The following is a 13531-nucleotide window of genomic DNA, read 5'->3' as shown; positions in this document are numbered from 1 at the left end:
CGTCCGCTGATTCGGCTCCACCCGCCCGGGTACCCGCCGACTGTGGTTCACCGAACCGAAGCCGTCGGCGCCCCCGGCGAAGTCGTCCGGGCGCGCAGGCCGACGGACCGGGAGCGCTCCGAGGAGTGCCCGCGGCCATCGGCGCGGGCACGCACGGCCGGGGAACTCGGGTGAGACCGATGGCCGACCTCCGCCGGATCATCGGTAAGCACGGGCCCTTCGCCTCGGTCTGTTTCGACAGTTCCCACGACACCGAAGACGCGGCGCGCGACACCGAGCTGCACTGGCGCTCGATCGACGCCGAACTGGACCGCAGCGGAGCCCGGCCGCGCATCCGGCGGCTGCTCGCCCAGGCCATCGAACTGCATCCGCCGGCGCTCGGACGGTGCGGCAGGCTGCTCATCGCCGACGAGACCGAGGTGCTCGCCGACGAACGTCTGCCGCGCCCGCCCGAGAGCGAGACCGTCCGGGTGTCTCCCCTGCCCTACCTGTTGCCGCTGATCGAGGCGCAGGCGGAGAAAGTGCCGCATGTCGTCGCCCTCGTCGGCCGGGTGAGCTCGGAGCTGTACGCGCTAGACGGCCACGGCAGCGAGGAGCGGCAGGCCCTGCGCGGCGCGGGTCATCCGGTGGCCGAGCCACGGCGCGACGACTGGTCGCACCGCACGATCCGGCAGCGGATCGAGGACACGACCCGGCGCACCGTCCGCGAGTTCGCGGGCGAACTGACCCGGCTGGCCGACATCGTGCACGCGGAAGTCGTCGTGCTCGCCGGAGAAGCGCTGGCCCGTGCCGAACTGCGGGCGGTGTTCGACGCGAAGGGCCGGGATGTCGTCGACGCCGAATCCGGCACGCTCACACCGGGTTCGGACCCCACGGCGCTGGACGCGGAAGTCCGCCAGATCCTGCACCGGGTGGCGGCGCAGCGCCGTCGCCGGGTCCTCGACCGCTTCGCCGCCGAGATCGAGCGTCCGGACGGCCTGGCCGTGGCCGGGCTCGCGGCGACCACGAGCGCGCTGCGCGCCGCCACCGTGGAGCGGCTACTGCTCGACCGCGCGGCGCTCGGCGACCGCCTGGTGCTGGCCGGATCCCCGCCCAACCCCCTGATCGGCCCGGCCACGAACGGCTCGGCCGGCGAAATGCGCCGCGCCGACGAGGCCCTTCCGGTCGCCGCTGTGGCGATCGGGGCCGACATCGTGCTGGTCGAGGCCGTGGCCGCCCTGCGCGACGGGGTCGGCGCGGTGCTGAGCGGCCGATAGGAGCACAAGCGCGCCGCTCGCCCTCACGACTTCGGAACGCGCTCGTGCAAGGTGAGCAGCATGTGGTCGAAAGCGGTCTGCACGCCCGGCGGGGCCGCGGGCAAGCGGTCGATTTCGGCGATCAACTGGGCGGCCAGGTCGCGCAACTTGACGTTGGTCTCCTGCGAACGCCACTGCAGAACGTGGAACGCCTGGTCGGCGCTGATCCGGTAGACCCGCATCAGCACGCCTTTGGCCTGCTCGATCCGTGCGCGCGCTTCGACCAGGCGCGGCAGCGTGTCGTCGAGCAGGTCCTGACGTTCCTCGGCGATGGTGGCGGTCAGGTCGACGTAGTAGCCCGCGGTGCCGACCACGGTGCCGTTCTTGTCGGTCATGGTGTCGCCGAGCACGAGCACGTGGTGCGTCGTTCCCGCGGTGTCGATGATGCGATGACGGCTGCAGAACGGCTCGGCGTTGCGCACCGACTTCTCGATGGCCTCGGCGACATGCTCCCGGTCCTCGGGGTGTTTGTGCGCGAGCAGCAACTCGGTGGTCGGCGTCACCGTGTCGGGCCCGTAGCCGTGCATCGCGGCGACCTCGTCCGACCACTCCCATCGCTGATCGGCGAACCAGAACCGGAAACTTCCGGTGGCCTGTGGGGTCCCGGCACCGACCACCCGGGCTACCGCGCCTTCGGCCGTGTCCACGATTCGGTCGCCCGATTCGTTCATCGCGTCAGTATGCTCCTACCTGCGGCGTCGCACCGTGGATCCCGGTGATCGAAGCGGATGTCCCGCACGCGGCGACACCCTCATCTTATTCCGCTCGCCACCCGATCCGGCCCGTCCGCCGCCGCTACCCGGCGCGCGGGAGAGCCGTCCCGGGATAGTCTTGGGATCGTGCCGGGGCAGGTGGAGTCTGCCCCGGCACGCCCGTGCCGAGCCTTACTCAGCGTGCGCCAAGGCGACCCGCTGTTTCTCGGTATCGATATCGAGGATGCGCACCGTCAGAGTGGCGCCGACCTGTGGTTCGGTCGACCACTCGGTGCGGTGCAGCAACCCGTGGATTCCCGGAGCGACCTCCAGGAACGCGCCGAACGGCACGATCTGCACGACGGTGGCGTCGAGGACTCCGCCCCGAGCGTGTGCCGCGACGAACTCCGGCCATCCGCGCTGCGGCGATTCCGAATGGGACATGTGTTCTCACCTCCTTCCAGCGTCCCTGTAGTGCATGGGATTCGCGGAGAAGGCGGGCGGGCCCCTGGCCCGCCGGATGATCACAGCGCGGCCGGGTAACCGTTCTGTGTGCGGCGTGTCGCCGACCCGGCAGTCATGGCGAAGACCATAACCCAGCGTGACGCGATGCGGCAAGATCGGGCGCGGAACGACAGCGAAATCCGCAGTGCTCAGCCAGTTTTCGCACTGTCAGCGGACCCTCGCGCATACCGGACCGCGGGATCGGGTGCGGCAGTCGGGCACATGACCTTCGCCGATCTCGTCTTCGGTGACGAGTCGTGTCGTGCCGCCCGATCCATCAGTGCCCGCGCAGCGGGAAACGGTCGCGTGCAGCGCATTCCGGGCCGGTTCCGGTCGGCAGCCGTGTCGCGCCGGGATCAGCGGTCGATGTCCGCCCAGAACGCGCAGTCGTGCCTGGCGGCGAAATCGTCCGTCATGCCGCTGCCGGTCGCCCGCATGAGCAGCGCGGAGCCATCGGGGCCGTGCCCGGTCGACGCCGGCCAGGCCTGCCATTCGGGTGAACCCGGCGCATTCGGGTCACCGGTGTGGGCGAAGGTGGTCCACCAGCGCTGCATCTGCGCGGCGAAAGCGGCGGACGCACCGGTCCATGGAACCGGCACACCCATGAATCTGGTGAACAGGTAGTACAGCTCGGCGGAGTGAAACGCGCCGGGCAGCACCGGATTGGCGTCACCGAGCGGCGCCTGATCGAATTCGTACTGCCACAGCGGATGTCCGGCGTCGCGCGCCGTTCGGCTGGTGGACAGCGTGGGACAGGCGAGCCCGCTGTCGGTGATCACCACGATCTGGGCGGCTGCCGGTGAGGGGAAGCGATCGACCGGGTACCGGGCCAGGACTCGGTCGGCGTCGGCGCCGAAGGATTCGCGCACGAAGCGTTCGTAGCTCGCCGCGTCCGGAATGTGGCCGCGGGCGTAGTCGGTTTCGGCGACCATCAGACCACCCTCCGCGCTCGTCGTCCCCGTGAGAATCGGCGCCTTCCTGGCATCCCCGGTCAAGCCCGCGTCGAGCGTCCGCGTGATGACGACGCCGTCGATGACGGGAAACCAGACGGGATCGTGGCCTTCGGCTCGGGCCATCGGCGAGTCGAGGAGCTTCGCCACGGGCAGTGCGCGCAGGCAGGCCAGCCGGGTTGCCGCGTCGCCGCATCCGACACTGTCCGCGTAGCGCTGCGAGCGCGCGAAAGCGTCGGCGCGATCGCCGGGCGCCAGTGGCGCTTGCGCGCAGGGACCGCTCTGGATGATCGCCTTGGCGAACAGATCGTCGGAGCCGGGTGCGGCGAAATGGGTGCAGACGCTGACGGCGCCTGCCGACTCACCGAAGATCGTGACATTGTCCGGATCGCCGCCGAAGACGTGCGCGTTGTCCCGCAGCCAGCGCAGCGCGGCTTGCTGATCCTGGATGGCGACCGTTCCGACGGCGCCGCCGGATTCGGCCGCCAGTTCCGGGAGCGCCAGGAAGCCGAACGGTCCGAGACGGTAATTGGGGATGGCCACGATGACGTCGCCGTCGGCGGCCATCCGAGTCGGCCCGTCGTATTCGCTGTTGGAGCCGTCGAGATAACCGCCGCCGTGCAGGAAGACCATGATGGGCCGCGGACGGGCGCCGGCGCCGTCCGGCGCGTAGATGTCGATGGTCAGGCAATCCTCGCCGGTGGGCGCGAGCGATGGTATGCCGGGCAGGTATCCCGTCTGCGGACACTGCGGCCCGTGGTCGCGGGCGGGGCGCACGCCGGGCCACGGCGATACGGGGCGCGGCGGCGCGAATCGCGCTTCGCCTCCCGTCGGCGCCGCGAACGGGATGCCGAAGTACTCGACGATGTCATCGACGACGCGGCCGGAGATCGCGCCGCCGGTCACGAACACCTCCGGCGCCGACGCGATCACGGGCGCCGGAGCGCCCGCGAACCACAGACCGGCGGTGACGGTCAGAGCGGTCGCGGTTCGCGCGATCGAGCGAATCATGGCTGTCCACTACCTCCGATGCGGGCGCTACGGTCGGCGGCGAGGCAGGCGGCCTCGTCCTCCGCGGTAGCCGGCATCGATCGGCTCGGCGTCGCGGTGCACTCGCGAATCGGAGTGGACCGGTCGCGCGCGGCAGGAGCCGAATCGCCGCTGGAACCTTCACCTGGTGGTCACACGCCTACGTCACCCGTCGACCCACTCGACGTTCGAATCCCGCATCCGGGGCGGCGGACATCGCGCCCGCCCTCATCGTCCGCCCGGCGCGCCGGAAGTCGCCGGTACCGCCTCGAGCTGGGCAATCGCACCGCGGCTGATGCTACAGCGGTCCGGTGCGCGGAGCGATACACGACGCACTCCTCGCCACCGGCCGAGCGAGCGAGGCGCGCGTCAGCTCTCGGCGAGCAGGGCGAGTTCCTCGGCGAGGATCTTGATCGTGTCGCGGATCTGGTCTTCGGTGTGGCACGCGGTGACGAAGAACCGCAAGCGCGCCAGGTTCTCCGGGACAGCCGGGTACAGGATTGGGTTGACGTTGACCCCGCGGCGCAGCAGCGCGTTCGACAGTTTCAGCGTCTTCAGCGAGTCGCCCACGAGGCACGGGACGATCGGCGTGTCCAGGCTGTCGCCGGTGTCGATCCCCGCTTCCCGGGCCAGTCGCAAGAACAGCCGGGAATTGTGGCGCAGGCGTTCCAGTGGCTCGCCGTCGGAGCGCAGCTGCCGGATCGCCGCGACCGACGCGGCGGCGTTCATCGGCGTCATGCCGACGCTGTAGACGAATCCCGGCGTCGTGTATTTCAGGAATCGGATCAGCTCCGCGCTGCCCGCGACGTATCCGCCGCACCCGGCGAGCGCCTTCGACATCGTCCCCGACCACAATTCGACATCGCCACGATCGACGCCGAAGTGTTCGCCGATCCCGCCGCCGCCCGCGCCGAGCACGCCGACGCTGTGCGCCTCGTCGATCATCAGCAGCGCCTTGTGTTTCTTCTTGACCGCGATGATCGCGGGGAGGTCCGGGATGTCGCCGTCCTGGCTGTAGACGCCTTCGATCAGGATCAGCACCCGCCGGTACCGGTGGCGGATCTCGGTGAGCAGCGCGTCGAGTGCGGCGTGGTCGTTGTGCGGGAACGGACGGCGGGTCGCGCCCGAGAGCTTGCAGCCCTGCACGATGCTGTCGTGCGCGAGGCTGTCGTGGATCACCAGGTCCTCCGGTCCGGCCAGGTGGCCGATGATCGTGACATTCGTGGAGTGGCCGCCGACCAGCGCGATGGCGTCCTCGGTGCCGAGCAGGCCGGCGAGTTCGGCCTCGAGTTCACGGTGCACCGGCTTCTCGCCGGAGAGGATCCGGCTGGCCGAGCACGAGCTGCCGTAGCGCGCCACCGCGTCCTGAACGGCGGCGACGACCGCCGGATGGCCGGACAGCCCGAGGTAGTTGTAGCTGGAGAAGTTGACCACCGGTGCGCCGTCGATGACGGAGGTGTCCCGCGTGACGCCGTCGTTGACCAAGAAATAGGGGTTGGACAGGCCGAGCGCCTCGACGCCCGCGACCCGCTCGGTGATCGCTTTGACCTCGGCGAAATCCGAGATCCGGTACTCCGGCTCGACGACCGTGCGCGGGGGTTCGGCCGGCTCGGCGGCCACGGGAGTCCGCGGCGGCGCCCCCGCCGGTGCCGTCACGTGGGCGATGACGTCACCGAGCGTGGTCGTGGGTGTGAACCGGGCCGGGTCAATGGTCGCCGCAGGGAGTTTGCGCACCAGCGTGGCGATCAGGTCGGTCAGCATGAGCGAGTCGAAACCGAGGTCGTCGCCGATGGTGTGGGCGTCGCGAAGCCGCTCTGCCGGGAAACCGCTGAGTCTGGCGAATTCCGCGCGAACGACTGCCGCGACCGCGTCCGGTGCGACCGGCGGGTTCGGCTCGGCCACCGGGGCCGCGTTCGGTTGCGGCGTGACCGTCCGCTCCGCCACCAACGCGGCGCGCTCGGCGGCCGGAGCGCCGACGAGACTCGCCAACACGGCGTTCTGTTCCCGGAAGTGGGCGATCAATTGCTCCATGGCGGTTTCCTCGGCTTGCGCGGATGGCGTCGGGTTGGTGCGCGGTTCGACCCAGAACCGCTGGTCGGTGCGGAACTCGTAGCCGGGCAGCCTGCGGCGCACCCGCTGCTCGGGTTCGTAGAGGCCGTCCCAGTCGGGGTCGAGTCCATCGCGGTACAGCGCGGCGACGACGCTGGCGAATTCGCCGCCGGTCGCGCCGGGGCCGGGGCTCGGCGTCAGGCAGCGCGGCGCCAGATCCGGACGGACGCGGCTCACCAGGGCAGTCAGAACGCGACGCGGGCCGATCTCGATCACATGGCTCGGCTCGGTGCCGAGCGCGGCCTCGACCGCCTCGCCGAAGCGCACCGTGGCGCGAATGTGTTCGGTCCAGTAGGCGGCGTCCATCGTCTCGTTCGCGTCGAGCAGGCGACCGCGCACGGTCGAGTAGAGCGGCAGGACCGGCTTCCGGTACGCGCATGCGCGGGCGACCGCCGCGAATTGCTCGACCATGGGGTCCATCAGCGGACTGTGGAAGGCGTGCGACACGGTGAGCGGCTTGCTGCCCACCCCGCGCGCCGCGAGTGCCTCCCGCACCCGGGTGATCGCCCGAGCGGCGCCGGACAGCACGATTTCCTTCGGACCGTTGACCGCGGCGATCGCGATGTCCGTCCGTCCGGCGAGCATTCCGGCGACTTCGGCCGCGTCCGCCCGCACGGCGAGCATCGCGCCGCCGTCGGGCAACTGCCGCATCAGCTCGCCTCGCGCGACCACCAGACGGCACGCGTCGTCCAGATCGAACACCCCTGCCACCGCCGCGGCCGCGAACTCGCCGATGCTGTGCCCGATCACCCAGGCCGGACGGACGCCGGCGCGGGCGAGGGCATCGGCCATGGCGTACTCCATCGCGAAGATCGCCGGTTGGGCCAGGTCGGTACGGTCGATGTCGGCGTGCTCGTCGAGCAGCAGCGCGCGCACCGAACGGCCGAGATGCGCCGCCATGACGGCGTCGACCTGTGCCAGCGCGCGCCGGAACAGCGGGCTCGCCGCGTCCAGCGCACGGGCCATGCCCGCGAATTGCGAGCCCTGGCCGGTGCACATCCAGCCGACGCCGGTCGGTCGCGCCACCCCGGTTTCCGCATCGTCGCGCAGTCGCGCGATCGCGGCGTCGCGATCGGCCGCGACGATGGCGAGCCGGGCGCGGCCGGACGACTTGACCCGGTTGCTGGTCCAGCAGACCTGCGCGAAACGGTCCGGCGGGATGGCGGCCAGAGCATCTGCCATGCGATCGGCATTGCGCCGCAAGCCTTCCGCGTCGTTCGCCGACACGGTGAGCACTCCTGCGCCGGGCGCGCCAGGGATGTCTGCGGAAGGGGCACTGCCGAGCACGACATGGGCGTTCGTGCCACCGAGGCCGAAACTGCTGACCCCGCCGTAGCCGGGACCCGCCAGCGGCATCGGGTCGGTGAGCAGACGCAGACCCTGCTGGGACATCCGCAGTCGCGGATTCTCCTGCTCGGCGAACCGCGAGGGCGGGACGACGCCGTGCCACAGGCTGAGCGCGGCCTTGATCAGGCCCGCGACGCCCGCCGCGCCCTCGGTGTGGCCGAGATTGCCCTTGATCGAACCGATTCCGCACGGCCGCGACCGGTTGCGCCCGTGCAACTGTCCCAGCGCCTTGACCTCGATCATGTCGCCGAGCACCGTCCCGGTGCCGTGCGCCTCGAGGAAGTCCACCTGCTCGGGCCGAACTCCGGCGCGTTCGCACGCCTCCCCGATCACCTGCTGCTGCGCCCACCGGTTCGGCGCCGTGATGCCGTTGCTGCGCCCGTCGGAATTGACCGCGCTGCCCTTGATCACCGCGTAGATCGGCAGGCCAGCCGCCTGCGCGTCGTCCAGTCGCCGCAGCACGAGCACCGCGACGCCCTCGCCGCGCACGATCCCGTCGGCGGCGCCGCTGAAGGGCTTGCACCTGGCGTCCGGCGCCGAGAGACCGGCTTGGGTGTAGAAGACGCCGACGGCGGGGGTGAGCACGAGGTTGACGCCACCGGCGACCGCTTGGTCGCACTCGCCGGAAGCCAGTGCGCCACAGGCCAGGTGGATCGCGACCAGCGACGAGGAGCAGGCCGTGTCGACCGCGACACTGGGTCCTTTCAGGTCGAACTGGTAGGAGAGCCGGTTGGCGGTCATGAAGTAGCCGTTGCCGGAGCCGTGTTGCGGCGTGATCGCGGCGTAGTCGCTCATCTGCAGGTTGGCCCATTCGTTGGCCATCACACCGACGAACACTCCGGTCCGCGAACCGGCTTCGCCGCGCGGGTCGAGCGTGGCGTCTTCGAAAGCCCGCCAGGTCGCTTGCAGCAGCAGCCGCTGCTGCGGATCCATCGCCTCGGCTTCGCGCGGGGTGATGCCGAAGAACTCGGCGTCGAACGCGTCGGCGTCGTCGAGGAAGCCGCCGCCGCGGGTGTTGATCGTGCCGGGCGCTCCGGCCGGATCGTGGAAGTCGGCGGCGTTCCAGCGGTTGGCCGGGACCTCGGAGATCGCGTCACGTCCGTCGATCAGCAGCCGCCACAGCGCGGCCGGATCGGGTGCTTGGGGAAATCGGCAGTCGAGGCCGACGATGGCGATGTCGGTCATGCGGCGAGGGTGAATTCGGCCGCGATATAGGCGGCGATGTCGGCGATGGTGGGGTATTCGAAGACCAGCGTCGGGTCGGCCTCGAGCGACCAGCGCTCCTCGATCTCGCCGCACAGGCCGACCGCCGAGACGGAGTCGAGGCCCAGTTCGGCGAGCGGGACGAGGGGATCCACCTCGTGGGGTGCGCGTTCGGTGTAGTCGGCCACGCGCCGCACGAGCCAATCCTGGATCGTGGTGGGACGAGTAATGGTGTCGCTGAACATCTTTGGGCTCCTCGATGCGCGTCAGGGTCGGTCAGACGGTCATGGATCGGCTCAGCGCCGGTTCGAGATCCTCGTGCAGGACGCGCTCGACGCGATGTGCCAGGAACGAATCCCGCATCGCACCGCGCTGAACCTTCCCGCTGGTGGTGCGCGATATGGCGTGCGGCTCGACGAGAACGACATTCGGCGCGGGCACGTCGAAGGCGCTGGCGACCGCGATCTTGATCGCCGAGGCCAGCTCGGCGAATGTCGTGTCGCCTCGCCGCGCCTTCTTGACACCCTGCAGCACGACAAGCCGTTCCCGGCCGCCCGCGTCGACGGATACGGCGACGCCGGCGCTGTCGGCGAATGCCGGATGCAGTTCGCGAACCAGCCCCTCGATGTCCTGGGGGTAGATATTGCGGCCGTTGACGATCAGCAGATCCTTGAGACGGCCCGCGACGAAAAGTTCGTTCGCACGCAGCAGACCGAGATCACCGGTGCGCAGGAAAGGCCCCTCGGCGCCCAAATGAGCGTCGAAGGTCTCGCGCGTCTCGTCCGGGCGGTTCCAATAGCCCGCGGCGACGCTCTCGCCGCGTATCCAGATCTCGCCGACGGTGTTCTCCGGCAGCTGTCGCAACCGATACGGGTCGATGATGCGGATATCGAGACCGCGGGCCGCGGGCCCGCAGCCGACGAGCCGCGTATCGCCTCCGACGTCCAGGTAGACCGGCGCCGACGGAGCCGTTCGGGCGCTGGCGAGCAGGGTGACCTCCGCGAGACCGTATGCGGGCCGGAAAGTCGTCGGCCGCCACCCCGCGGGCGCGAACCGTTCGAGCACCGCCGCCATGGTTCGCTCGCGGACCGGTTCCGCGCCGCTGAGAGCGATCTCGAGGGTACTGAGGTCGAGATCGGCCAGCTGCTCGTCGCTCACCCGCCGCGCGATCAGGTCGTAGGCGAAATTCGGCGCACCGGTGAAGGTCGCCCGGTATTCGTCGATGGCCTGCAACCAGCGCACCGGACGCTTGAGAAACGTCGTCGGCACCATGAACACGAGGTTCGCACCGGCGTAGACCGCCCCGAGCAGGAAGCCGATCAAGCCCATGTCGTGGAAGTGCGGAAGCCAGCTGACGCCGGTCCCGGCATCGTTCATTCCGCCCGCGGCGATGGCAGCCTCGTTGTGCATGAGATTGCCGTGCGTCACCACGACGCCTTTCGGAGTGCCGGTCGATCCCGACGTGTATTGCAGGAACGCGATCGTCCCTGTGTCGATGTCGGGCATGCGCCATGCGTCGGGCTCACCGGCCAGATCGTCGGTCGCGACCACGAGCGCGGGCGTAGCGGCTTCGACGATCGGCTGGAAATGCGCGGTCGTGAGCACCAATCGCGCGCCGGAATCGGCGATCACACTCGCTACTCGCCGGATGCTGCCCGCGTCGTGCGGCACGGGCGCGGGGACGGCCACGACCCCGGCGTACAGACAGCCGAGGAACGCCCGCAGAAATGCCATGCCGTCGAGATAGAGGAGCACGACCGGCTCCGCCGACTCCGGGCGGCCCGCCAGCCAGGCGGCGAACGCTCTGGCGTCGCGGTCGAGTTCACGGTACGTGCGGATCTCCTCGTCGAGGCCGAGCCCGGTTTCACGAAGGTAGGTGTAGGACCTGGTGTCCCCGTATTCGGCAACCTGTCGCCTCATGTGGTGAACGAAAGTCGGCTGCATCTCGTGGTTCCTTCGTAGCGATCGGCATCGGAGTTCGGCTACTACTCTGCGCTGGCCATAACCGCAGAACCAGGGACCTCAGGGAGTGCTCAGCAAACCCAGGGGGTGGCCTCGGCGCACCCCTGGGGTGGTGGTCTTCCGCGCCGCCGTGTAGATAGCCGCCGATGCGCTGGGCGCCCATCCCCCTACTCGCCGAGACTTTGTGAGGCGCACCACCGTCACCCACTAGTTGTTTAGCGCAAGCAATTACTATATAGTTGCATAGCGCAAGCAACTTATCTCGTCTGGAGCGGCCATGGCAGTCTCATCCGATACGGCTCACAGCCTGATCAAAGAGCTCTATCTGATGGGCCGGGCGATCCGCGTCGCGCTGGCACACCCGGAGGAAGGGCACTTGCTTCCGGGCGGCATCGGCGTGCTCGGCACCCTCGAGTCCAAAGGCCCGTGCAGGCAGGTCGACCTCGCCGTGGACCTGTGCATCAGCCCGAGCGCGCTGAGCAGGCACGTCACCGAACTCGTCGGCGCGGGCTATATCAGCAGGCACGCCGACCCCACCGACGGGAGGGCCACCCTCATCCGGGTGACCGACGATGGCCGCGATCTGCTCCACCGCGTCCGCGCTTCGCGGGCGCGTGGCTTGCAGGACGTTCTCACCGACTGGAGTGAGGACGACGCGGAGCGGGCCTGCGCCGCCGTGCAGATGCTCCGGAACGCACTGACCGCACACGCGCAGAGCAGCGCGGTGCACGCGCACCAGCCGGTTTCGAAAGAGAGTCAGGAAGTAGATGTCTAGTTCAGTCGAGTCGGTGACCCGACGCGACCCGTACGCGATGACCCACCGCGAGGTCCTGGAAGCGATGACCGGGTTGCTCGCGGCGTTGTTCACCGCGCTGCTCAGCACGACGATCGTCGCCACCGCGCTGCCGACCATCATCGGCGATCTGGAGGGATCGCAGACCGCCTACGCCTGGGTCATCACCTCGGCGCTGCTGGCCAACGCCGCCTCCACCCCGATCTGGGGCAAGTTCGCCGACCTGTTCAACAAGAAGCTGCTGGTCCAATCCGCCATCATCATCTTCGTCATCGGCTCGGTGATCGCCGGATTCGCCCACAACGTGCCCGTGCTCCTGGCCGCCCGCGTCATCCAAGGCATCGGCATGGGCGGGTTGACCGCGCTGGTCGTCGCGATCATCGGCTCCATCGTCGCGCCACGCGAACGCGGCCGCTACTCCGGCTACATGGGCGCGGTGATGGCGGTCTCGATGTCCGGCGGCCCCATCCTCGGCGGTGTCATCGTCGACAGCCCGCTCGGCTGGCGCTGGTGCTTCTTCGTGTGCGTTCCCATCGCGGTCATCGCCCTGGCGCTCCTGCAACGCACCCTGCGGCTGCCCACCGACCGCAAAGAAGGCGTGTCGATCGACTGGCTCGGCGCCGCGCTCCTGACCGCCGGCGTCTCGGTCCTGCTGATCTGGGTGTCCTTCGCCGGAAAGGCGAACTACTACGCCTGGATCTCCGAAGAGTCGGCGCTCTACGTGGCTTCCGGCGTGCTGCTGCTGATCGCGACCGTGTGGGTCGAGTCCCGCGCCAAGTCGCCCATCATCCCCCTGCCCATCGTCACCGAACGCACCACGGGTCTGGCGATCATCGCCTCCATCGCCGTCGGCGTCGGCATGTTCGGCGCGACCACCTTCCTGGGCCAGTACTTCCAGACCGCACGCGGCTACTCCCCGACCATCGCGGGGGTGCTGACCATCCCGCTGGTCGCGGGCATGCTGATCGCCTCGGTCGGTTCAGGTCAGCTGATCACCCGCCGCGGCAAATGGAAGAGCTTCGTCGTCAGCGGCGCCGCGCTGCTGGTGGCCGGATTCGCGCTGCTGTCCACCATCGACCACGCGACGAGCCTGTGGCTGGTCGGCGCGTACATCACCGTCGTCGGCTTGGGCGTCGGCATGATGATGCAGAACCTGGTCCTCGCGGTGCAGAACACCGTCAGCGTGCACAACATCGGCGCCGCCTCCAGCAGCGTCGCGTTCTTCCGCACCTTCGGCGGCGCCATCGGCGTCTCGGTGCTCGGTTCGGTGCTGGCCACCCGGGTCAGCGAGCTGTCCGCGGAGGGCTTCGCCAAGCTGGGCATCCACCCCAAGTCCTCCGGGGGAAGCAACCTGAACCTGGACGCCCTGCCCGCGCCCATCGCGACCATCGTGCGCACCTCCTACGGCGACGCGACCGGGCGGATCTTCCTCATCGCCGCCGGCGCGACGATCGTCGCGCTCATCGCGGCGGCGCTGCTGCCCAACCGTCCGCTGCGCCGCACGATCGACATCGATCCCGCGCTCGACCCGATGCAAGCCGAGGCCCGCGCGGAGGACAAGGAGGCGAGCGCCGCCAAACAACCGGCCCTGCTCGACTGAGCCGCCGATACGCATAGAGCCCCGAAGCCTTCGGGGCTCTACGCGTA

General features: G+C 69.6%; 9 protein-coding genes. 3 read left to right on the top strand and 6 right to left on the bottom strand.

What is annotated here, in order from left to right:
* Positions 1-179 precede the first annotated feature (179 nt).
* Complete coding sequence (locus tag NB3_RS28870; protein ID WP_067809682.1) at positions 180-1256, top strand: baeRF2 domain-containing protein; 1077 nt, start codon at positions 180-182, stop codon at positions 1254-1256.
* A 23-nt stretch (positions 1257-1279) separates the two neighbouring features.
* Here the strand turns inward: NB3_RS28870 and NB3_RS28865 are convergent, their stop codons facing one another.
* The 6 genes from NB3_RS28865 to NB3_RS28840 all read right to left on the bottom strand — a co-directional run bounded on the left by NB3_RS28865 (position 1280) and on the right by NB3_RS28840 (position 11049).
* Positions 1280-1966, bottom strand: coding sequence for a PAS and ANTAR domain-containing protein (locus tag NB3_RS28865; protein ID WP_067809624.1), 687 nt, complete (start codon positions 1964-1966; stop codon positions 1280-1282).
* A 213-nt stretch (positions 1967-2179) separates the two neighbouring features.
* A complete protein-coding gene (locus tag NB3_RS28860) occupies positions 2180-2431 on the bottom strand; it encodes a S1 RNA-binding domain-containing protein (protein ID WP_067809623.1) in 252 nt (83 codons plus the stop codon).
* A 416-nt stretch (positions 2432-2847) separates the two neighbouring features.
* Positions 2848-4452 carry a carboxylesterase/lipase family protein gene (locus NB3_RS28855; protein ID WP_067809622.1) on the bottom strand — a complete coding sequence of 535 codons (1605 nt, stop codon included), beginning with the start codon at positions 4450-4452 and terminating at the stop codon, positions 2848-2850.
* Positions 4453-4839: 387 nt separating this feature from the next.
* Positions 4840-9111 (bottom strand): type I polyketide synthase, encoded by a 4272-nt coding sequence (locus NB3_RS28850; RefSeq protein WP_067809620.1) that lies wholly within the window; start codon positions 9109-9111, stop codon positions 4840-4842.
* On the bottom strand, positions 9108-9374 hold the full coding sequence (locus NB3_RS28845) for an acyl carrier protein (RefSeq protein ID WP_067809619.1): 267 nt from the start codon (positions 9372-9374) through the stop codon (positions 9108-9110). Before NB3_RS28845 ends, NB3_RS28850 begins: the two co-directional genes overlap by 4 nt.
* A 31-nt stretch (positions 9375-9405) precedes the next feature.
* Complete coding sequence (locus NB3_RS28840; RefSeq protein ID WP_244892129.1) at positions 9406-11049, bottom strand: fatty acyl-AMP ligase; 1644 nt, start codon at positions 11047-11049, stop codon at positions 9406-9408.
* 319 nt (positions 11050-11368) lie between these two features.
* Here NB3_RS28840 and NB3_RS28835 point away from each other — a divergent pair, with 319 nt between their 5' ends.
* A complete protein-coding gene (locus NB3_RS28835) occupies positions 11369-11866 on the top strand; it encodes a MarR family winged helix-turn-helix transcriptional regulator (protein WP_067809616.1) in 498 nt (165 codons plus the stop codon).
* Entirely contained in the window at positions 11859-13484 is a 1626-nt protein-coding gene (locus tag NB3_RS28830; RefSeq protein WP_067809614.1) for an MDR family MFS transporter, read from the top strand. Before NB3_RS28835 ends, NB3_RS28830 begins: the two co-directional genes overlap by 8 nt.
* Positions 13485-13531: the final 47 nt, after the last annotated feature.

This window comes from Nocardia beijingensis NBRC 16342 (assembly GCF_001612785.1).
GTDB classification, from domain to species: Bacteria; Actinomycetota; Actinomycetes; order Mycobacteriales; family Mycobacteriaceae; genus Nocardia; species Nocardia beijingensis.
Note: the sequence above shows the minus strand (reverse complement) of the source record. Positions and strands in the feature narration are given on the sequence as shown.

What these genes read in the sequence shown, in the direction of transcription:
- NB3_RS28870 (WP_067809682.1), top strand. Translation starts at nt 180, where the DNA reads ATGGCCGACCTCCGCCGGATCATCGGTAAGCACGGGCCCTTCGCCTCG.
- NB3_RS28865 (WP_067809624.1), bottom strand. Translation starts at nt 1,966, where the DNA reads ATGAACGAATCGGGCGACCGAATCGTGGACACGGCCGAAGGCGCGGTA.
- NB3_RS28860 (WP_067809623.1), bottom strand. Translation starts at nt 2,431, where the DNA reads ATGTCCCATTCGGAATCGCCGCAGCGCGGATGGCCGGAGTTCGTCGCG.
- NB3_RS28855 (WP_067809622.1), bottom strand. Translation starts at nt 4,452, where the DNA reads ATGATTCGCTCGATCGCGCGAACCGCGACCGCTCTGACCGTCACCGCC.
- NB3_RS28850 (WP_067809620.1), bottom strand. Translation starts at nt 9,111, where the DNA reads ATGACCGACATCGCCATCGTCGGCCTCGACTGCCGATTTCCCCAAGCA.
- NB3_RS28845 (WP_067809619.1), bottom strand. Translation starts at nt 9,374, where the DNA reads ATGTTCAGCGACACCATTACTCGTCCCACCACGATCCAGGATTGGCTC.
- NB3_RS28840 (WP_244892129.1), bottom strand. Translation starts at nt 11,049, where the DNA reads ATGAGGCGACAGGTTGCCGAATACGGGGACACCAGGTCCTACACCTAC.
- NB3_RS28835 (WP_067809616.1), top strand. Translation starts at nt 11,369, where the DNA reads ATGGCAGTCTCATCCGATACGGCTCACAGCCTGATCAAAGAGCTCTAT.
- NB3_RS28830 (WP_067809614.1), top strand. Translation starts at nt 11,859, where the DNA reads ATGTCTAGTTCAGTCGAGTCGGTGACCCGACGCGACCCGTACGCGATG.